The organism is Acaryochloris sp. CCMEE 5410, from assembly GCF_000238775.2.
Classification (GTDB): Bacteria; Cyanobacteriota; Cyanobacteriia; order Thermosynechococcales; family Thermosynechococcaceae; genus Acaryochloris.
The window spans coordinates 3,514,448-3,533,158 of record NZ_AFEJ02000001.1 but is presented as its reverse complement, the minus strand read 5'-3'; the positions used below and the strand labels follow the sequence as shown (position 1 = coordinate 3,533,158).

The 18,711-nt window shown below is 47.3% G+C and carries 21 protein-coding genes and 1 tRNA gene; 8 read left to right on the top strand and 14 right to left on the bottom strand.

Features of this window, described 5'->3' with window-relative positions; all coding sequences use genetic code 11:
- Window positions 1-29: 29 nt before the first annotated feature.
- On the bottom strand, window positions 30-989 hold the full coding sequence (locus tag ON05_RS16215) for a DUF1822 family protein (protein WP_139026052.1): 960 nt from the start codon (window positions 987-989) through the stop codon (window positions 30-32).
- 35 nt (window positions 990-1,024) lie between these two features.
- The gene (locus ON05_RS16210; RefSeq protein WP_010478657.1) at window positions 1,025-1,687 is read right to left on the bottom strand and encodes a hypothetical protein; all 663 of its coding nucleotides are present in this window, start codon (window positions 1,685-1,687) and stop codon (window positions 1,025-1,027) included.
- Between the two features lie 336 nt (window positions 1,688-2,023).
- On the opposite strand from ON05_RS16210, the gene ON05_RS16205 reads away from it, so the two are divergent.
- Both ON05_RS16205 and ON05_RS16200 read left to right on the top strand, forming a co-directional pair.
- Window positions 2,024-2,629, top strand: coding sequence for a thioredoxin family protein (locus ON05_RS16205; RefSeq protein ID WP_029315536.1), 606 nt, complete (start codon window positions 2,024-2,026; stop codon window positions 2,627-2,629).
- Window positions 2,630-2,733: 104 nt separating this feature from the next.
- On the top strand, window positions 2,734-3,033 hold the full coding sequence (locus tag ON05_RS16200; protein WP_010478653.1) for a 30S ribosomal protein PSRP-3: 300 nt from the start codon (window positions 2,734-2,736) through the stop codon (window positions 3,031-3,033).
- A 121-nt stretch (window positions 3,034-3,154) separates the two neighbouring features.
- Here ON05_RS16200 and ON05_RS16195 read toward each other — a convergent pair whose 3' ends face one another.
- Both ON05_RS16195 and ON05_RS16190 read right to left on the bottom strand, forming a co-directional pair.
- A complete protein-coding gene (locus ON05_RS16195; RefSeq protein WP_010478651.1) occupies window positions 3,155-4,618 on the bottom strand; it encodes a hemolysin family protein in 1,464 nt (487 codons plus the stop codon).
- A 48-nt stretch (window positions 4,619-4,666) separates the two neighbouring features.
- On the bottom strand, window positions 4,667-5,392 hold the full coding sequence (locus ON05_RS16190; protein ID WP_236619109.1) for a hypothetical protein: 726 nt from the start codon (window positions 5,390-5,392) through the stop codon (window positions 4,667-4,669).
- Between the two features lie 236 nt (window positions 5,393-5,628).
- Here ON05_RS16190 and ON05_RS16185 point away from each other — a divergent pair.
- Window positions 5,629-5,701, top strand: a tRNA-Ile gene (locus ON05_RS16185).
- Window positions 5,702-5,791: 90 nt separating this feature from the next.
- Here the strand turns inward: ON05_RS16185 and ON05_RS16180 are convergent.
- The 3 genes from ON05_RS16180 to ON05_RS16170 all read right to left on the bottom strand — a co-directional run bounded on the left by ON05_RS16180 (window position 5,792) and on the right by ON05_RS16170 (window position 8,027).
- Complete coding sequence (locus ON05_RS16180; RefSeq protein WP_010478647.1) at window positions 5,792-6,238, bottom strand: hypothetical protein; 447 nt, start codon at window positions 6,236-6,238, stop codon at window positions 5,792-5,794.
- Window positions 6,239-6,378: 140 nt separating this feature from the next.
- Window positions 6,379-7,362, bottom strand: a complete 984-nt coding sequence (locus tag ON05_RS16175; protein ID WP_010478644.1) for a hypothetical protein — start codon at window positions 7,360-7,362, stop codon at window positions 6,379-6,381.
- 164 nt (window positions 7,363-7,526) lie between these two features.
- A complete protein-coding gene (locus ON05_RS16170; RefSeq protein ID WP_236619108.1) occupies window positions 7,527-8,027 on the bottom strand; it encodes a hypothetical protein in 501 nt (166 codons plus the stop codon).
- Between the two features lie 283 nt (window positions 8,028-8,310).
- Here ON05_RS16170 and ispF point away from each other — a divergent pair, with 283 nt between their 5' ends.
- Window positions 8,311-8,796, top strand: a complete 486-nt coding sequence (gene ispF, locus ON05_RS16165; RefSeq protein WP_010478640.1) for a 2-C-methyl-D-erythritol 2,4-cyclodiphosphate synthase — start codon at window positions 8,311-8,313, stop codon at window positions 8,794-8,796.
- 23 nt (window positions 8,797-8,819) lie between these two features.
- Window positions 8,820-9,704 carry an ROK family protein gene (locus ON05_RS16160; protein WP_010478638.1) on the top strand — a complete coding sequence of 295 codons (885 nt, stop codon included), beginning with the start codon at window positions 8,820-8,822 and terminating at the stop codon, window positions 9,702-9,704.
- On the opposite strand, the gene ON05_RS16155 is transcribed toward ON05_RS16160, so the two are convergent.
- Window positions 9,678-11,345 (bottom strand): CTP synthase, encoded by a 1,668-nt coding sequence (locus ON05_RS16155; RefSeq protein WP_010478637.1) that lies wholly within the window; start codon window positions 11,343-11,345, stop codon window positions 9,678-9,680. The two genes, ON05_RS16160 and ON05_RS16155, sit on opposite strands and share 27 nt — an antisense overlap.
- A gap of 306 nt (window positions 11,346-11,651) precedes the next feature.
- On the opposite strand from ON05_RS16155, the gene ON05_RS16150 reads away from it, so the two are divergent.
- Window positions 11,652-12,218, top strand: a complete 567-nt coding sequence (locus ON05_RS16150) for a hypothetical protein (RefSeq protein ID WP_010478635.1) — start codon at window positions 11,652-11,654, stop codon at window positions 12,216-12,218.
- A 132-nt stretch (window positions 12,219-12,350) separates the two neighbouring features.
- Entirely contained in the window at window positions 12,351-12,929 is a 579-nt protein-coding gene (locus ON05_RS16145) for a Uma2 family endonuclease (RefSeq protein ID WP_010478633.1), read from the top strand.
- A 2-nt stretch (window positions 12,930-12,931) separates the two neighbouring features.
- On the opposite strand, the gene ON05_RS16140 is transcribed toward ON05_RS16145, so the two are convergent.
- The 3 genes from ON05_RS16140 to ON05_RS16130 are packed head-to-tail and all read right to left on the bottom strand — an operon-like array spanning window position 12,932 to window position 14,521.
- Window positions 12,932-13,735 carry an MOSC domain-containing protein gene (locus tag ON05_RS16140; protein WP_010478631.1) on the bottom strand — a complete coding sequence of 268 codons (804 nt, stop codon included), beginning with the start codon at window positions 13,733-13,735 and terminating at the stop codon, window positions 12,932-12,934.
- Complete coding sequence (locus ON05_RS16135; RefSeq protein ID WP_010478629.1) at window positions 13,698-14,096, bottom strand: VOC family protein; 399 nt, start codon at window positions 14,094-14,096, stop codon at window positions 13,698-13,700. The genes ON05_RS16140 and ON05_RS16135 overlap by 38 nt, the downstream gene beginning before the upstream one ends.
- Window positions 14,093-14,521 carry a VanZ family protein gene (locus tag ON05_RS16130; protein WP_029315534.1) on the bottom strand — a complete coding sequence of 143 codons (429 nt, stop codon included), beginning with the start codon at window positions 14,519-14,521 and terminating at the stop codon, window positions 14,093-14,095. Before ON05_RS16130 ends, ON05_RS16135 begins: the two co-directional genes overlap by 4 nt.
- Before the next feature lie 249 nt (window positions 14,522-14,770).
- Between ON05_RS16130 and ON05_RS16125 the strand changes: the two genes are divergently transcribed.
- Window positions 14,771-15,403: a flavin prenyltransferase UbiX gene (locus ON05_RS16125; RefSeq protein ID WP_201767995.1), complete on the top strand. Its 633-nt coding sequence runs from the start codon at window positions 14,771-14,773 to the stop codon at window positions 15,401-15,403.
- Window positions 15,404-15,406: 3 nt separating this feature from the next.
- Here the strand turns inward: ON05_RS16125 and ON05_RS16120 are convergent, their stop codons facing one another.
- From ON05_RS16120 to ON05_RS16110, 3 genes are all read right to left on the bottom strand, one after another.
- Complete coding sequence (locus ON05_RS16120) at window positions 15,407-15,838, bottom strand: GFA family protein (RefSeq protein WP_010478624.1); 432 nt, start codon at window positions 15,836-15,838, stop codon at window positions 15,407-15,409.
- Window positions 15,839-15,896: 58 nt separating this feature from the next.
- On the bottom strand, window positions 15,897-16,340 hold the full coding sequence (locus tag ON05_RS16115) for a DUF4079 domain-containing protein (RefSeq protein WP_012163341.1): 444 nt from the start codon (window positions 16,338-16,340) through the stop codon (window positions 15,897-15,899).
- Between the two features lie 666 nt (window positions 16,341-17,006).
- Entirely contained in the window at window positions 17,007-18,383 is a 1,377-nt protein-coding gene (locus ON05_RS16110) for a Rieske 2Fe-2S domain-containing protein (protein WP_010478620.1), read from the bottom strand.
- Window positions 18,384-18,711 lie beyond the last annotated feature (328 nt).

The following is an 18,711-nucleotide window of genomic DNA, read 5'->3' as shown; positions in this document are numbered from 1 at the left end:
CTCCTTTCTATGCAGCCAGGGCAAAAATTTTAAATAATAAATGTTTCTGTGAGGATGTGGTTTCCTTGCTCTAGATCGAGATGAAACTGTTCTCCTGGTAATCCGCTGAATTCCAGCTGTAAGTAGTTGTCTGCTTGCCGCGATTGAGCTTCTAAAAATGTGTTGTGCTGGTTATCCAGTACCCTAAGCACTAAATTAGCGGGTAATGAGGCATGTTGACCTGCAGGTCGAAGTTGAACACAGAGCATACGCTGGCTATCTGATTCAGTTTGCAGAAGATTCATGATCAAGACGAGAGGAATTTCTTCTGCATCATTTTTGAACTTGACTAATTTGGCCCGTTTGATTTGGACGGCATCATCATCCAGCTCCACAGTTGATGTTGTGGCTGCACTCCTAAAGTGAAAGGCTGGCTCTAGGGTAGAAGGTTGTAAGAGGTCTTCAACCACTTGCCAACTTTGATTAAAGATACCTTGTAGCCATTGGCCTAGATCGGTCTGCACGAATGTCGGTGATTTTGTGTCTACCAACATAAATTCACTGATATGAGCTAATAAGGATTCGAGGGGCTGTAATTGATCTATTGCAATTTGACCGGCTTGAACCGTGGGTGTGAATCCTAGGATGCGGGCTCTCCGCTGCTGATCATCGATGATGACAACCAGATAACCAATGCGATCTGACCAAACTTCAGGGGGTAACAGACAAGTGGGCGTGTCCGGTAAAATCGGGCGACATTCCAAACTTCCCATGCCTGGAACGACGAGGTCGGCAACGTCTGCACATAATCGTACTACGGGATTCCAGCTATCGCTAGCTTCCAGATTGTAAGGAATTTCCATCAATGCCAGATACTCTTTAACAGCTAAGACCGCTAAGGTATTGAGATAGACTTGCTGGTATTTCTCGGGTGTGGACTGTTGCTGCCCAAAGTCTTGGGCTGTTTGTCTTGCGGCTTGGGTAATTGGTAAGGCTAACGAATCGCTCATCAAGGGAAGCATGGAGTCAAAATCAGGAACTTCTATTATAGATATCCTTGTGACTGCCCAAAATTACGCAAGCGAGGCATACATTGTCGTTGGTAAAAACTACTCAACGTCGAAATTGGCAAGCTAAATTCTTCGGAAACCTTCTCCCAGCCTTGTTCTGGTGGAAGACGTCTTAAGAGTAAAGCTTGGCAAGTGACATCTGGTCGGTTTTGGATATGAACGCTTCTTAATTCGCCGGAGGGATCAGTTTCCACCCAATGACGGGTTGTTTCCAAAATAGGGGGAGTATCGGGCGGAGCGGCGAGATTATCCGTTGCATCTTGGTTTTTGTTAATGGCGCTAGGTACTGAAGAGGTATATCTCGCGAGGTGCTTTTGTTTGTTAATCCGAAAGTCTTGTAATCGCCATTTCAGATATCGGTTGAGCCAGGTAATGACGCTACTCCGATCCGGATCATATTGTTCCCCAGTACCGGCTTCACAAATATTTTGACAAAAATAAACCCAGGTTTGCTGTAAAGCATCTTCATAGTAAGGCGTATGCTCATGCCAGAGCTTACGGGATTGCTCAATCAGCCTCACAATCTGCGTCAAACATTGCTTGCGCTTCAAATGGCCAGAGGGGTATTGGCGGGCTTCTATAACCAGTTGACGGAGTTGCTCGTCGAGAGGTAGCATCTGCTGATTTTTAAGTTTCATAGGCCCCCCACCTAAATCCCCTTATAAATGTTGGCTGAGAGTGTCTAGACGTTTTGAGCAGTTGTTGCAGTGAGTGGATACTGTCAATTTCACACTGATGAAAAGGTTGCTGTGGAAATTACCTTGCAGATTACAAGATTGGAAGACGGGTAGTTGTGAGGTAAATCACTGGCGAGGGTACGGAAAAATGTATTCGATCCGTCTCAACCTCTGATACCTAGTGAAATGTAGCCCAAAGTGCCAAAGGTGCAATTTTGTGGGGTAAAGATGTGTGTACTGAGCCGGTGGATGACTAAACTGAGAATGGGAATGATTAGTCAAGTTTTTGGATACCTCATGACTTTAGATCCATCAGATATGCCGTCCGATCCTGAGGTTAATGCAGCAACCTCCAGTCAACGATTGAGAAATTTTTTGGTTGCTATGGTTGCGATCGCACTCAGCATCGCTCTCTTTCTCGGCTCTCGTCAGCAAACTGAACAACCCTCTTTATCCACCCTAGCCGCTGATTCAACCCCTCTAGAAGTCGCCTTAACCAATCAAAAGCCAACTTTGATGGAGTTTTATGCGAATTGGTGCACGAGTTGCCAGGCCATGGCTGACGACATGCATAGCCTCAAACAAGAATTTTCTGATCAAGTGAATTTTGTGATGTTGAACGTTGACAACAGCAAGTGGCTTCCTGAAGTGCTGAAGTTTGATGTTGATGGTATTCCGCATTTTGTCTTTCTAGATGGCGATGGTGAAGCCTTAGCTAGCTCAGTGGGGCAGCAACCCCGACAGATTTTGGCAGATAATTTAGCGGCCCTAGTGGCGGAAGAAACCGTGCCCAGGTCGCAAGCCATGGGACAAACATCTATCTTTCAACCTGCAGTTAGGGGGAGTCAAGACGATCCACGCAGTCATGGCGGCATGCCAGCAGGTGGACTGGAAAGGTCTTAAGTTTTATCTAGGAAGCTCATCATAAAGTCTTTAATGAAGATGAAGATTTATCAACTATAATGGGGGGCTGTAGTGATAAATTTTTTTCAGTTTTAGGAGGCAGATTGTCAAAGTTTATTCTTAAAGTGCTCTGGCTTGATGAAAACGTTGCCTTAGCAGTGGATCAAGTGGTTGGCAACGGGAGTAGTCCCCTAACCTCTTACTTCTTTTGGCCTCGAAACGACGCCTGGGAAAATCTCAAAACTGAATTAGAGAAAAAAACCTGGATTGATGAAGTTGAGCGTATCTCTATCCTCAACAAAGCAACAGAGGTGATTAACTATTGGCAAGAAGAAGGACGGCGACGTCCTCTGACTGAGGCAAAAGCGCGCTTTCCTGAAGTGGTCTTTACTGGCACCGCTTAGTCATACCGTTATAAGGCCTAATTCAAGACAGATTCATGTCCTCGATAACGACTTGTAAACACACCGTTATCGAGCATTTTTTCCTAGCCATTATTATCGGGCGATAGGCTTTAATATTTCTCTAATGGTTAGGAGTGCTATCCGTTTGATGACCCAAATGGGTAGGCAAATCTGGGCGAATGCCAAACTCTAACTGATGGATTTGGATCTGATCCAGACGGGGACCATCGGTTGAGATGATAGTGAACTCTAAATCATACAAGTGGTGCACTTCTCCTGGGAGAGGGAGCTTTTGCAGCTGAAATAGTAAAAACCCTCCCAAGGTTTGATAATCATCCACAATAGGTAACGCTATCCCTAACTGCTCATTCACTTCATCTAAGTCGGTTTGAGCTTGGACGATGAACGTATGATTATCGAGTTCTTGAATGGGAGGTGTAGCATCGTTGCCAGTTGCATCATCGCCTCCGATGATTTCATGGACGAGATCATTCAGAGTGACCAAACCGGCAGTCCCATTGACCTCTTCTTCCCTTACCATGACAATGTCTAGGTGATATTTCTGCATCAGCTGCAACACCTCATTGATTAAGGTGCCTTCAGGAACGAACCAGGCTGTTTGCACCCACGCTTTGATAGGAGTGTCATTTTGGAGGTCTCCTTTGGCAAAAACAACCGCTAACTCTTTGAATCGGACAATGCCGCGAATATCGTCCAAGGATTCACCAATGACAGGGTAGTAGTTATGCCCAGACCGAGCGACTTCTTCTAGCAGCATTTGAAAGGTTGCAGATTCTTCTAACGCATCAATGCGCGTGCGAGGGATCATCACTTCTTCCACCAAGACATCCGCAAATTCAAAGACATTAGTGAGTAACTCTCTTTCGTCCGCTTCTAAGCCAGTGGATTCTGTAGAGGTTGCAATCATGAGCTGCAGCTCTTCCGGGGTGACTTGGTGATACCAATCTTGATCTGAATATTCAATACCCACCAGTCCTAGTAAGCATCGGGTGGATTGGTTGAGAATCCAGATGAGTGGGTTAAACAGCCTTGCGATCGTTAGGCTAGTCGGACCTAAAAATCGAGCGAGTTGTTCGGAGTACAGTAGAGCGAGCGCTTTGGGGCATAACTCTCCTAGAACGATTTGCAGATAAGCAATGACCAAAAAAGCGATAGGGACCGCTAGGGTATGGGCGATAAAGACTTGAGTGGAGTCAGAGAGAGCACTCTGCCGTAACCACGAGATAATCAACACTGCTACGGTATGTTCTCCTATCCAGCCGAGGGCTAAGCTAGACAAGGTAATCCCAATTTGAGTTGTTGAGAGTAACCGCGCAATATCCTGCTGGAGTTTCTGCACTAACTTAGCTTGAGCATCCCCCTCTTGGACGAGCTGATTAATGCGGGAGCGACGAACGGCAACGATTGAAAACTCAGCCGTAACGAAAAAACCATTAATGATAATCAAGGCTGCAATAGCTAACAACCGTGATCCAATATCAGGCACACTCAGCACTGGAACTTGATCCGAAAACTGGGAAAGACTGAGCTGGGCCCAGTAGAAAAGCAGTGGGAGTGGAGTCATACCAGCTGCAATTTTGCCAGCCCCCTATAAGATGTGTGACATCGGTGCTTACTCATCGGCGACCGGGATATTTTGAATATCGAATTTGACCTTTTGGTCTGGATAGTCGTTCAAGGAAATCGAGATTTTTTCCACTGTTTCTGGCGGAACATCTAAAATCTTGATTGTGCCAAAGAATATTTCTCCTTTGGGCTTAAATTCAGTTGGCAACCCCCGAATCTCAGAGAATAAGGCTTGCCCTTGCTCGTCGGTGATATCTAAAAAAGTATAGACAAACTGAATCGTTTTATCGCTACTGTTCTGTAAGGCAACGTTAAGCAAGAGCGTATCATCTTCACGCGATAAGGACTTGACTTCAAAGTTCATGCCCTGATTGTTAACTTTGATGGGGAGAGACTTTGGCTGTGACTTTTTATCTTCTTTGCTGTCAGAAGATTTGGGTTTCTTGGGTTTAGGGGCTGTTTTTTGTTTCTCTTTGGCGATATTGGCACCGCTGGTTTGGGACTTTACTTTGGCAATGAGGTCTTTCTCATTGAGAAAATCGGCTCCTTGGCGAGGACGTCGATCCAAATCATCAGATTCTTTTAGGAATGGGTTGGTGGCAGGTTGTGTAATGCCTTTTAATGATTGGCGGGCGAATACATACCCGACGGTACCGCAAATAGATCCGACGATCAACATCAGCAGTAACAGTAATACTGTGCGTTTGATAGACGGATCAATCCTGAATCGATTTCGAGTTTTGTTGGTTGGGGACTTATTCGCTTTAGCCAAGATTACACGTTTGAATCAAGTTAAAAATGTCAGAGCTGAGTGATGCCTTGAGACTCTGTATTTAGGCGCAATACCAGGACGTGCATAAAAAATGACTTCCAGATTCAGTAATAATATAACTTAGGGGATAGTGCTATAGTCATTCTGGTATTTTTACTAGATTCTGCGGTTGACAGTACGCTAACTAACCGACTGCGTTACACAGTAAGATCCCCAGCGTAAGAACTGCTTTTTTGCCAGGGTTGGCCGAGCGGTTGAGGCAGCGAACTCATAATTCGCCTTAGGCAGGTTCAACTCCTGCACCCTGGATAGACTTCAATAGCGAAAGCGCCCAACGTGTGAAATACAGTTGGGCGCTTTCGCTGTTCTGGATTTGATGATTTTGTTAAGCTCTATTGGTTACCAAAGAGCAGGAACAGCAGGCGCTACAGGAGGAATATATTGAGGAGCAGGCTCGGATTCAGAGTTACCAATGCCTGATAGACTTTGCAGTTCTAACAATGAGGTTGCGTAAGGATTCGCCAAATCGCGGGTACGAACCGTGGGAAAATCATCATCTTGCTGCTGGAGTAGATCTTTGTAGATCACTTCAATACGCTCAGCAGCATTTTTGATAACTCCTTCAGGCGTCTCAACGCTAAAGAGAAAATTAGCATCCCCCCCTAAGGACTCATCTTCCCAGTAACTATCGAGGTTGGATTCCCGATCGAGTGTTTCCGAGATGGTGGGTTGACGTAATGGCTGATCGAGCGGATCAACTTCTTGAGCTAGTGCAACGCCATTTCCAGTCAGAATCAAGGTGGCTAGTGCTATACCCCCACTCCAGTGCTTGAAGCTCAAACCCATGCTACTTGTCCTTAACAATTAATTTTTTGTCTGATATGTCTTAGTTTACCCATTTACTAGAGGAACTTACTCTATGGTTTATGGTTTGTGAAGCTGCTTGCCATGGGTTTGTCAGCAGGGCAGTATTCACTTAACTGCTGTTATGGTCGGATGGGGCCATTGTAAGTCACGGTGACAATGCTATTTTGGGTCACGGTGACTACGGATTCTGTGGTGGGATTGCGATACCCAGGGGCTCCACCTTGGAATCTAAAGGTAATACTGCCATCTGGATTTTTTTGATGTGGTGTGCCAGCAGCAGGACCGAACATGGAAGGTTCAGGTCGATACTGAGCTAAACCACCGTTTGCGTTAATCGCAGCTTGCCGAGCTAAGTTTTTGGCGCGAGAGAGAAAGAAATCAGCCGCAATACTATTATTTGGGAGGGATGTAGATGAGGTCTGAGCGGGGCGACTGGGAGTACTCTGAGGGGTAATAGCAGGCGTTGGCTGTGTTGCGAGAGGTGGCAATGGTTGCGTTGGGGTGATTGTTGGTGCTGGTTGCAGGGGCGGTAGTTCAGAGGTGGGAAGACGTGTTTGTGGTGCTTTGGGTTGAAGGGTAGGGGTTAATGATGGAGGAGACTTGGGCAGTAAGGGTTGAGAGCTGGGGATTAAAACAGGCTTTTCTAATGAATTGGTTAATGTGGTTGGGGGCTGTGTTGGTATTTGAGTCTGGGATGGAGTGGGTTTGACCTGGGCAAGGGCTGCGGATCGTAAAGGACCGTTGTATTGAAGGCTGACCTGTCCCTGGGGGGTCACGGTGGCGATAGTTTCTACGGTAGGTGTGACGAATCCCGGGGCTCCACCTTTGAAGGTGAAGGTGACGCTACCGTCAGAATTCTGTCTACTGGGGGCATCTATGGCAGGTCCATACATGGCAGCTTCTGCACGATAGAGTCTGAGTCCGCCATTCTGACGTTCGGCGGCTTGTCTTGCCAGGTTCTTGGCCCGGGTTAGGAAAAAGGGATCTGCGGCTTTAGGAGGAGGTGTGATGGATGGGGAGGATTGGGCATGGACTGATACCTGCCCAATCCCCAAACACATGGGAAGTAACAAAACCTGCGAGAAAGCAACAAACTGGCGCATAGACACAACCCTAAAGAGAGATAAACAAAACCATCTGCCCATAGTAGAGGCACAAAACATCTATAGGCTATCGTTAGGATGCCTATCTGTGTTGGATAAGTGCAGACGACGGATAGCAGTAATTAGGCTTACTACTGATTTTTCCTGCCAGATTCGTTGGGTGGCTATTCAACTAAATCTTTGATCTGGTCAATAATTTGAGAGGGTACCTGCGGAATAGGATCTGTGGCTGCAGGGGTAGGTTCGGGTTGAGGGGGCTGAGCGGCGGCGGGACGAATGGGACCGTTGTAACCGATCGTCACGATGCCTGCAGGAGACACGGTGGCTACTGTCTCTAACGTGGGGGACACAAATCCAGGAGCACCTCCTTTAAAAGAGAAAGTGACACTGCCATCCTCATTCTCGACGTGAGGGGAGTCGATGGCCGGGCCATACATCGACGTTTCAGCCCGATACTGACTGAGGCCACCATTTTCTCGCTCGGCTGCTTGCCGAGCCAAATTTTTGGCTCGGGTTAAAAAGAAAGGGTCGGCTTTCACTGCATCTTGTGCGATGACTAGTGGTTGGGAATAGCGGGGGGACTCAACGGTTTCCTGAGCACTCAGTGCAGGAGTTATCGCTAAGGGGGCTAGAAGTACGGATGAAAACAGTAGAAATTTTTTCATAAGTTGTGATTTGGAAAACAATAACAGTAACTGTAGGGGAACTGAATGGGTATGCTTCTTGGGCATAAAGCATTGACTGTTTAGACGGTGCCGCCGGGAACCTGTTCCAATCTTCAAGGGTGGCTGCTAGTGTAACGCTGACAGGATGTGGATCATCGATGGCGCTGCTCTCAACCAATGGTGTCTTAGCAGCCTAACGACTATTGCTGTAAATAGAGAGGTACCGTCATAGTATGGTACGAGAGCACTGAGCCGTTTTTCAATTGATCCCTGTAGTAAAACTATGACATCCATCCGTATTGGTAATGGTTACGATATCCATCAACTGGTTGAAGGTCGCCCATTGATTCTTGGGGGGGTTCAAATCGAGCATTCTCTAGGATTGAAAGGCCATAGTGATGCAGATGTGTTGACCCATGCGATTATGGATGCCCTATTAGGCGCTTTGAGTTTAGGCGATATTGGTCATTATTTTCCACCGACTGATCCAAAATGGGCAGGAGCCGATAGTTTGAAGTTATTGGAGAAAGTTCACCAGTTGATTCTGGATCGAGGCTGGCAGATTGGGAATATTGACTCGGTGGTGGTAGCAGAGCGGCCCAAGCTCAAACCTCATATTGAAGCGATGCGCGATCGCATTAGCCAAGTCTTAAATCTCAACCCGGAATTAATAGGTATAAAAGCCACCACCAATGAGAAGCTCGGACCTGTAGGACAAGAGCAGGGTATTTGCTCCTATGCGGTCGCACTATTGACCTCAGATTCATAGATGAGATTTGGGTAAGATCTGCGATGGCCGACAACCTGGTATTGGGGATTGACTTAGGAGGAACCGCAATTAAGCTGGGCTGTTGTAGCCCCCAAGGCACTTGTGTGCGCTCGATTACAGTGCCGACGCCCCAACCCTCTACACCGGAGCCTGTGGTGGATGCGATCGCAACGGCAGTTCACACCTTAGATCCTGATAAAACCTTGCCAGTCATTGGAATTGGCATGCCCGGACCTGCTGATAATACAGGACGGATTGCTAGGGTCTCCATCAATTTGGATGATTGGTTGGATGTGCCCTTAGCTGAATGGATAGAGGATAAAACGGGACGACCCACCACCATTGCGAATGATGCCAATTGCGCAGGACTCGGCGAAGCCCTCTATGGGGCCGGACAGTCCTTTCAGAATTTGATTATGCTCACCTTGGGCACAGGGGTGGGTGGTGCCATCATTATGAATGGCGAGCTGTATACCGGGCGAGATGGAGCGGCCGGAGAACTAGGACTGATTACCCTTTGGCCCGATGGTCCCCCCTGTAATAGCGGTAATAATGGTTCATTGGAGCAATTTTCGTCAGTGCGCGCTATTCGTCGAGACCACCAGTGTGAGCCTCATGAGCTTGCGGTAAGAGAAGACGAAACTGCGATCGCATTTTGGCAAGACTATGGCCGCAATCTGGGTGCAGGCTTGGCTAGCCTGATTTATGTACTTACCCCTGAAGCGGTGATTTTAGGGGGTGGAATTGCGGCGAGTACTGAGTTATTTCTACCGTGGGTACAAGCTGAAATTGAGCGTCGGGTGATGCCAACGTCTCGGGAAAATTTAGTGATTCTGCCTGCTGCTTTGGGCAACCAGGCAGGCATGATTGGCGCGGCTCAACTAGCTCGACAGCGGTTCGGATACTAAGGGTTCTGCAGGTGCGCTCTCCTGATGATTCGCATTGTTGCCATTGGCTGCTAGACAGGCACCCACTAATCCGGCAAAAAGGGGATGGGGGTCATTGGGGCGAGACCGAAACTCAGGATGGAATTGAGTGGCAATAAAGAAGGGATGGGAGGGGAGTTCAATCATCTCGACTAGGCGACCATCGGGAGAGGTTCCGCTAACCACATAGCCGGATTCTAAAAATAAGGGCCGATAAGCATTGTTAAATTCATAGCGATGCCGATGGCGCTCATACACGATCGTCTCTTGGGGATACAGGCGAGCGGCTAGGGTATCGGGGACGAGACGGCAAGGATATAAGCCCAACCGCATGGTTCCTCCCAGATCCACCACATCTTGCTGCTCAGGTAGGAGGTTAATAACAGGGTTGCGCGTGTCTGGATTAAATTCAGCACTGTTCGCATCACTTAAGCCAGAAACATGACGGGCCCATTCAATGACCGCGCACTGCATGCCCAAACAGAGTCCTAGAAAGGGAACTTGATGGTCCCGAGCATATTGAATCGCAGCAATTTTGCCATCGACACCCCGAATGCCAAAACCACCCGGAACAATAATGCCCGCCGCGCCTGCTAGATATCGATCTGGGCCATGGGCTTCGATGTCTTCTGAATTGACCCAACGAATCTGAACGGCAATCCCTTGAGCAACGGCAGCATGTTGCAGGGATTCTACAACTGATAAATAGGCATCACTGAGCTGCACGTACTTCCCGACTAACGCAACTTCAATGGTTTGTGAAGGATGATCGAGCTGGTGAACCAGGGCTTGCCATTGCGTTAAATCAGGCCGCCGTTGTTCTAAGTGCATAAACTTGAGAACCTGCTGGGCTAGGCCTTCTTGTTCCAGAATGAGGGGGACAGCGTAAATACTGCTGGCATCTTGAGAGGTGATCACTGCCTCAACAGGAACGTCACAAAATTCTGATACTTTTTCTTTGATGCCTGCAGAGAGGGGGCGATCGCAGCGACAGACGAGAATATCGGGCTGAATACCGATGGAGCGCAGTTCTTTAACGGAGTGCTGGGTAGGTTTGGTTTTCATTTCCCCTGCTGAAGGGATCCACGGCATCAAGGTGACGTGGGTATAGAGGATATTGTCCCGGCCCACATCTTTGCGGAATTGACGAATGGCTTCTAGAAACGGTAAGGACTCAATATCCCCTACCGTGCCACCAATCTCTGTAATTAGAACATCGGGAGTCGCTTGTTTCGCCACCCGCATAATCCGTTCTTTGATCTCAGTTGTGATATGTGGGATCACTTGTACCGTGCCCCCTTCATAATCACCCCGCCGCTCTTTATTTAAGACGGACTGGTAAATCGACCCCGTGGTGACGCTATTCAGTCGGGACATGGCTGTATCGGTAAAGCGCTCATAGTGACCTAAGTCTAAATCGGTTTCAGCACCATCATCGGTGACAAAGACTTCACCATGCTGGAACGGGCTCATGGTCCCTGGATCGACGTTGATATAGGGGTCAAGCTTCAAAATGGAGACGGAGTAGTTGCGGGATTTGAGCAGCCTCCCTAAGCTAGCCGCCACAATTCCTTTGCCAATACTGGAAACCACTCCACCGGTCACAAATACGAACTTTGTCATGGTTTGCCTTACGTCCTTGTCTCTATCCGACCTATTTTGACATAGGTTCTTGTATAGATTGGTTTTATTTAGCTCACTACGCTCTGAAGTTCAGATCTGAATTACGTTACTAGTCTTTATCGGCTGGTGTATACCGCTACTTCCTTGAATCAGCATGACGACGTAATTGTCTTGTAAGCTTAACCACTGCTTTAAATTCAGAATTAAATTAAAATTGACCAGAATTAAGGCTAAAAACCTAAAATACAGTCGTTTGATTGTATTAATCAAGTCTGATCTTCATTAATGTCGTTTAAGCCTTGTCAGATGTCAGGTGTCGAAAAAATAGTTTTGCCCCACACCAAGATGATTGCCTCAATAATCGTTGATGAGCTATGTAAGACAGAACTCACCTACTGCCATGAAAGACCGTACGCTTTTGCGCTACTTCTGGGACAGCAGTGCAACTACCTGGGTTATGCAATAGCAACTTCTGACTCGTTGGCAAAAACGGTCGAGAATTACATTGAGTTGGGGTATCGCTATCAGGGAGTGCAAAAAATGTCCGATGAAGAGGCGATACGAACCTGGTTGAAGTGGGCCAATCCTGATGATGGTTGGCACTATGGAGATTTTGGCGGTAACGCAGCGGTACAAAGATATTTGGACATACATAATGGCGATGATCTTCTACTGCGAAATAGTTGTTTTGAGCAACTTAAGTCTGTAATTACTCAGTATGAAACTGACCTGACACTTGGTGTGATATACGGTGCAAATCCGGAAGATTTTCGCGATTCCGTTATTCAGATCTACGGTAAAGCTGGGCACAAGAGCTTAGTCACAGAATATGAGGCTATGCGTAGACTGGACGCTGACATATGCAGGTTGTAGTTAAAGGTTTAACCAAGGTAGAGGGTCAACAAATGTCAAAACGTCACTAGTCTAAGATAGAGCCACATCCTAACAGCAATACTTCCCAAATTATTGTGAGATGCTGACCTGGTTATATTGCAGGGTATTTGTATGGCACAAACTTTAACTCCAGCCCTTACCTTGAAAGACTTTCTGCAATTGTCAGAGACACAGCCTGCAAGTGAGTATATCAACGGCCGAATTTTTCAAAAGCCCATGCCTCAAGGCAAACACAGCGTATTGCAAACGCAACTTTCTACTACCATTAATTCTGCGTTGCAGTCGGTTCAGGTGGCTTGGGCGTTTTCCGAACTTCGCTGTACATTTGGTGGACGTTCAACGGTGCCAGATATTGCAGTTTTTGTCTGGGAACGGTTGCCCTGTGATGACAACGGAGAGATTGCTGATACATTTACTGATGCGCCAGATTGGACCATAGAAATTTTATCGCCTGACCAAAATCAAACTCGGGTCACTAAAAATATTCTGCATTGTCTCCAGCATGGCTCTCAGATGGGTTGGCTGATTGATCCAGAGGAGCAGACGGTTTTGGTGTATTTACCCCCTGAGCAAGTCAAGGTGTTTGATCAGCCGCAGCAAGTATTACCTGCGCCGAGTTTTGCCAAGGAGATTAGCGTGACAGTTGGTGATCTGTTCGATTGGTTGGTAGTTCGACGGCTAAAGACTTAAGCTCACGGTGTTAGCTCAGTATTGCTAACAATACCGTTGATGCGAATGATATCTCCTTGAGTTAAGACAGAATCTTGATCCTTGGGAATGCGCGTATTTACCGCCAAACGGTAGAAATGATTGAAGCGTGCGAGATTAACCCAGTCTGGTAATGTCTGCTTGCGATTGTGGAGAAACGTTTTTTGGAATTTGGGAGTAGCGACACCCGATTGGGAATCACGGGTGGGGACGATGCATCGTTGGCAGGGATTAACGCCTTCTAGAACCACGGACCCAATTTGAAATTGCACAAGATGCTTGGCATCGGCAAAAAGCTGATCTTCCCAAAAGGCGGGTACACCGCCTATCTCTAAGTTGGTGCGTAGGCGTCGGCGCAGCTCTGTAACCGTCAAATCGGGGTACCAAGCGGCAACTGCTTCTAGGGTGGCTGTGCTAATTAGGGTGGGGCCGGGGGAGTCGGTATCGTCGGGAAAGCCTAATGCTGAATTTTGTTGAACCTGGATATCAAACTGAAAGAAGTCACTCAGCCATGCTTCTAAATCGCTGCGTTCTTGCTCGATATGGAAGGTTTGAGGTTCGGTGTGGGGCGCTTGTAGGGTTAAGGTTTGGTAGTCGTTGGAGCATTGCGATCGCAACTGATGAATCTGGGCAAATCGTTTACCATTCACCACTTTTCCCTGGCGATCAAAGCAAGCATATTCCCGGTCATGCTCCAGGGCACCGCTCGCCAAAATATTGGCGGATTGGACCATAACGCCATCTAAAGACTTAAAGGGATACAGAGCAATTCTGGCTAGGTGGGGCATCGACTTGGCTTAGCTCAATAATGTTGCCATCTGGATCGTGTACAAATAATGCAGCTCGGCCTGAGTGGCTTAACTGGTAGGTGACGCCAGCTGCTTTGAGCTGGGTTTGACAGTCCTCTAGATTAGACACCGCCAAAGCCACATGGCGATTACGTCCCCATCGTTCTGGATCGGCTTGTCTGGCGGAATACTCAGGAGACACCATGATATGAAGCTGTTGAGGACCGATTTGGTACCAAGCCCCTGGAAAATCAAAGGGACGAGGACATTCCGTTAATCCCAGCACCTCGCCATAAAACTGCCGAGAACGCTCTAAATCTTGCACGAGCAAGGCTGCATGTAAAAACTGAGTTACCGTCATCGATCTTGTTCCGTCTCCGGCTGAAATCGGGTTTTCCAAATACTGATCAAGCCCACTGCCATCAAGGCACCCGTAATATCGATCATCACATCGACCGGAGATGCACCGCGATTGGGGACAAAACTCTGATGAAACTCATCGGTGACCGCAAAGATGGCTGAACCCAGAACTGCAAAAGGTAATACGGATTGCCAAGGTTTTTGGAACCCCCATGTCCCCATTGTGAAGCAAAGAGTGGTGAGAATGGCATATTCCGTTAGGTGCGCCCCCTTCCGAACGATAAAGTTCAGGGTGTGTAGCTGCTCTGGGCTGAGGGTATTGAGCAGGGCTGGAACACTCCAATCTAAGAGGGTTGTCAGAATGGATTGGGTCTGCTCGCCGCCCCATCGCTGAGTGGAAAATTGGACCATGACCCCCATCCACACTGCCCAACAGAGCAGTGTAAAACCTTTGGATGAAAAGAAAGTTCGATTCAATCAGGGTTCCTTGGTGTCAAACTGATGTTTCTGGAGAGATTGCGCTGCCCTCTTGTTTTCTGATGGCACTGATTCTGCAAGCACTATAGAGATAATGCCTCAGTTGGGGATCGCTCTCTCTGTGAGGAATACAGAGGTACAACGTTATAATAGAACGTTCCGCTGAGGCGAAATACCCCTCTTTTATGGCCTACGCTTGTGTCTCACTCTAACTCACCTTTACCCGTTACTATCGGCGTGTCTGGTGCATCCGGATTACTCTATGCCGTGCGCACCATTAAGTTCTTGCTGCGAGCAAATTATTCGATAGAGCTGGTGGCGTCTAAGGCCACTTTTCAGGTTTGGCAAGCCGAACAAAATATTCGGATGCCCGCTGATCCTGTTAAGCAAGAGCAATTTTGGCGTCAGCAAGCCGATGAATGGGGTGGGAAATTAACTTGCCATGCTGCGACTAACGTTGGTGCAGGCATTGCCAGCGGTTCCTTTCGTACTTTAGGGATGCTGGTGATTCCTTGCAGTATGAGTACAGTGGCTAAAATTGCTGCGGGTCTCAGTTCTAGCCTATTAGAGCGAACAGCTGATGTTCACCTGAAGGAACGACGACCTTTAGTAATCGTGCCTAGAGAAACTCCTTTTAGCCTGATTCACCTGCGGAATTTGACCACCTTAGCTGAGGCTGGAGCCCGGATTGTACCTGCGATTCCTGCCTGGTACCATAACCCCCAAACCATCGAAGATTTGGCAGACTTTGTGGTTGCTCGGGCTTTAGATCAGCTCGGAATCGATTGTGTCCCTCTGCAGCGCTGGCAAGGGACTGAACCGACTGCATAGTGTTTAGCGGGTCTCGCGAACTTTGGCATGGCTACCTGGCCAGGTATCGTGCTGGGGGAGGTCATCTGTAATGGTGAACCAAGGTGATTTGGACCCCACATAAATATGGCCCTCTGGGGTATTGTGGGGCGCTTGATCTAGTCCCCCTAAAGGAACGCCGATTTTATCAGGGTCATTGTCATAGGTGCTGATCAGATTGGAGCCACAGACAGAGCAAAAATGCTTCACGACAAACTCAGACGAATGGTAACGAGACAGCAGCTCTTCACCCCTAGTCCACCGAAATTGCTGGGCATTGATAGTGGCTCGGGTGCGAAAAGCAGCCCCATGCCAGCGACGGCATTTTGAGCAATGGCAGTTAAAGATGGGACCTAGCTCGCCTGAAATCTCATAAGCGATTCCTTCGCAGAGACAGCGGCCACTGAGTTTTTGCATAAGACAACAGAGTACGTAGCAAACGCCACGTACTTGTAAGTTGAATATTGATTAGGCGTTACTGGGGCAGATAATTTTGTAGTACTGACCAGCCTGTCCAAGACACAGCGGTTAAGGCTAGAAAAAGCATGCCGTTAATGCTGACGTGGAGTGGACGAGCCCAAGGGCGTTTGGGATGAACACGACTGGCTGCCCAAGCAGAAGCCAGGGTTAAACCGGCCACCAATAGGCCAGCAGGCAAATGAGATGAATGACCGGAGGTCCCTTCATAAGTGGAGGCACCTAAAATACCGATGGTCATTAATTCTAAAATGGTTAGTACTAGCGTAATACCCAAACCATAGTGGATATAACGTAACCATCCCCAAGAAGCTTCACCGTGACGGAGTCGCAATCTTCGTAGGGCAATCCCTAGTACACCAAGTCCTATGTAAAGGAACACAGCTAGCGTCATAGAAAAGGCTGTGATCGACGCAAACAACATAGGAGGGGGCGAATCCATACGCGACCTCAACAACATCAAGCGTTTCTGTTCTAGAAGTATATCCTCCCGCTAGGCCCAAACAGGCTAAGAAAAAATACTTAATACTCATGGTTTACATAGCCAGGACTCAATACAGTTCTTTACATATGGGTAACAAAAACAAGGTTGATTCTTGAAAGCTATGCAGAACAAGGATTGTGTTGATTTTGATCCCCGTTGTGATGATGAGGCTGTAGATGCGATCGCAGTTGTAATACTCTACGCTCTATCCCCGATAGACACCTTGTTTGGATCGTTTATGTAAAACTTGAAATATCTTGTAATGCATTTCCTACGAAGGGTTTGGAAGATTTTTAAGATCGCTAGTTTAGATCGCTACTCTGGTCAAGAGACTGACGAATTAGGAATTCATTTCAGGTGCGAGAAATATTTTATATAAAGTAACAAAAATTCATAAAATAACCATGTAGATTTTTATTTTCTACAAATTATTGTGGTACTAACTATTATCTCCAGCGATGCTTGATGGATTAACCTTGAAACCCACCTGTTGAGTCTGGGAGTGAAGCATAGCCTTCTTGCTACAGATGATGATTATCCAGCTATAACGCTTGATCAAATACCTTGAGCTTGAATCACAGCAATCATGTCGATTGTTAAGGGCTGTATCGATATCCTGACTGCTCAGTGATCAGCATGAATATAGTCAACAAAATAAAATTTGGGTTCCAGCCAATATTTCAACCAGTAGCAACCCCCTAATCCTAGAAGGGCTGTAATCACTAAAGGAATTCCCCACGTTGCTCTTAAATCGTCGGGCAAAATTGCAGCTCCACTGATGGCGATTGCAAAGACAGCGACCAACATCTTTTGCAATAGCTTGATTCTGCTCAATGCTCCTCGGCAGCTACTACAGATCAAGGTGTGTTGATGATATCGATCCAGAAGCTGAGGTCGCTGCTCCCCTTGGGGCTGTAAATAGTCATAGTTGTTGGAAGCAACGGGGATCTGCTGATGGGCAGATCCCCAAGGAATTTGTCCATGACTATACTTTTCGAACCATCGCCGATATTCAATCACGAGACGATCCGCACTGGTGGGGAGTTTGTAGATGGTTTGCCAACTTTGGGTTTGGGTGTGCTGAAGCAGCTGTTTTTCTTGGGAGCGTAACAAAATCATGTCACCATCCAGCACTGGATTGCGGTTTTTCATATGCTCTACCCAGCGAGGAATCACTTTCATTAAACCTGTGGCAAAATTTCGTGCAAACAAGGCTACGATGCGAGATCGACCTGGAGCAATGGGAATACAGTAGGTGACCATGGTCGCTTGTTTCCCATCGCCGATAGAAAATTGATACTCCACTCGGCAGGGAGGTTGAAAGGTAATGTTGGTAGAGAACTTCCCTGTGGTCTGGACTTCAATTAATTCTGGGGTGGAGGTCAGAACCTCCATAGGAATAGGAGCAGCTTGGTTGCGATTGCCTTGGACACCGTGATGGGCAAAGGGCACGTGACTCGGGTCAGAGACGTTTTCGACTAATGTCTGCCAATCATAGGCCAAATCCCTCATGACAGAAGACCAGACAAAGTTTTGGTCAGCATTAACGAAGGGAGAGAGAGGCAACGGTTGAGTCGCAGCAATATCTTGGGTGTCTGGATCTGGCCAGACCCACAACAGCCCACTTTGTGATTGTGTGGGAACAGAAGTGACGCAGTATAGCTGTGATTGTTGAGGGGTAATGGCTTCAGCTTGAGGAATGTGGGTGCAAAGACCCTGTTGGTCAAATTGCCAACCGTGATAGCTACACATGAGCTGCCCCGTTTGCTCGTCAATGCGACCTTCACTCAGGGGAGCTAAGCGGTGGGGGCACAGATCTTGGAACACCAGATATTGGTCAGAATCTTTAGGTTGCCAAATGACAAAATGCTGCCCTAATAACGTGATGGGAGTGGGACGCTGCGGATCTAAATCTTCTAAGGGAGCGACAGGATACCACTGTTGCCAAAAATTGAATTGAAAATCTAAGTTGCTTGGATTGGAACCGATTTGAGTTTCCATATCTGCTCTCCTATAGAAACTATGAATGGATTCATTTCAGCGAGCCAAAGGTGTTGCGAATAAAAATATCTAGCTCGGTTTCTATTTCTATTAGTGGTGTGATGGCTTCCATTCTATAGCGTCTATAGAGGGAACATAGATGTGGGTGTATTTACTGGAGGTTTTATAGCAAGAGAAATAATAATTCCGTAGTTCTTCTCAGGTGTGGATTTGGAAGAATGGTTAGAGTGTAAACAACTAGTTAATTCATGCCATAAAAAACCCTCGGATGCGATGCATTCACTCATCCAGAGGGTTCCAATACCTCCCATATCGACCCAGCACCCCC

Bases quoted from the DNA above. Each gene is read 5' to 3' on its own strand.
- ON05_RS16215 (WP_139026052.1), bottom strand. From the start codon at position 989: ATGAGCGATTCGTTAGCCTTACCAATTACCCAAGCCGCAAGACAAACA.
- ON05_RS16210 (WP_010478657.1), bottom strand. From the start codon at position 1,687: ATGAAACTTAAAAATCAGCAGATGCTACCTCTCGACGAGCAACTCCGT.
- ON05_RS16205 (WP_029315536.1), top strand. From the start codon at position 2,024: ATGACTTTAGATCCATCAGATATGCCGTCCGATCCTGAGGTTAATGCA.
- ON05_RS16195 (WP_010478651.1), bottom strand. From the start codon at position 4,618: ATGACTCCACTCCCACTGCTTTTCTACTGGGCCCAGCTCAGTCTTTCC.
- ON05_RS16180 (WP_010478647.1), bottom strand. From the start codon at position 6,238: ATGGGTTTGAGCTTCAAGCACTGGAGTGGGGGTATAGCACTAGCCACC.
- ON05_RS16175 (WP_010478644.1), bottom strand. From the start codon at position 7,362: ATGCGCCAGTTTGTTGCTTTCTCGCAGGTTTTGTTACTTCCCATGTGT.
- ON05_RS16170 (WP_236619108.1), bottom strand. From the start codon at position 8,027: ATGAAAAAATTTCTACTGTTTTCATCCGTACTTCTAGCCCCCTTAGCG.
- ispF (WP_010478640.1), top strand. From the start codon at position 8,311: ATGACATCCATCCGTATTGGTAATGGTTACGATATCCATCAACTGGTT.
- ON05_RS16160 (WP_010478638.1), top strand. From the start codon at position 8,820: ATGGCCGACAACCTGGTATTGGGGATTGACTTAGGAGGAACCGCAATT.
- ON05_RS16155 (WP_010478637.1), bottom strand. From the start codon at position 11,345: ATGACAAAGTTCGTATTTGTGACCGGTGGAGTGGTTTCCAGTATTGGC.
- ON05_RS16150 (WP_010478635.1), top strand. From the start codon at position 11,652: ATGTCAGGTGTCGAAAAAATAGTTTTGCCCCACACCAAGATGATTGCC.
- ON05_RS16145 (WP_010478633.1), top strand. From the start codon at position 12,351: ATGGCACAAACTTTAACTCCAGCCCTTACCTTGAAAGACTTTCTGCAA.
- ON05_RS16140 (WP_010478631.1), bottom strand. From the start codon at position 13,735: ATGCCCCACCTAGCCAGAATTGCTCTGTATCCCTTTAAGTCTTTAGAT.
- ON05_RS16135 (WP_010478629.1), bottom strand. From the start codon at position 14,096: ATGACGGTAACTCAGTTTTTACATGCAGCCTTGCTCGTGCAAGATTTA.
- ON05_RS16120 (WP_010478624.1), bottom strand. From the start codon at position 15,838: ATGCAAAAACTCAGTGGCCGCTGTCTCTGCGAAGGAATCGCTTATGAG.
- ON05_RS16115 (WP_012163341.1), bottom strand. From the start codon at position 16,340: ATGGATTCGCCCCCTCCTATGTTGTTTGCGTCGATCACAGCCTTTTCT.
- ON05_RS16110 (WP_010478620.1), bottom strand. From the start codon at position 18,383: ATGGAAACTCAAATCGGTTCCAATCCAAGCAACTTAGATTTTCAATTC.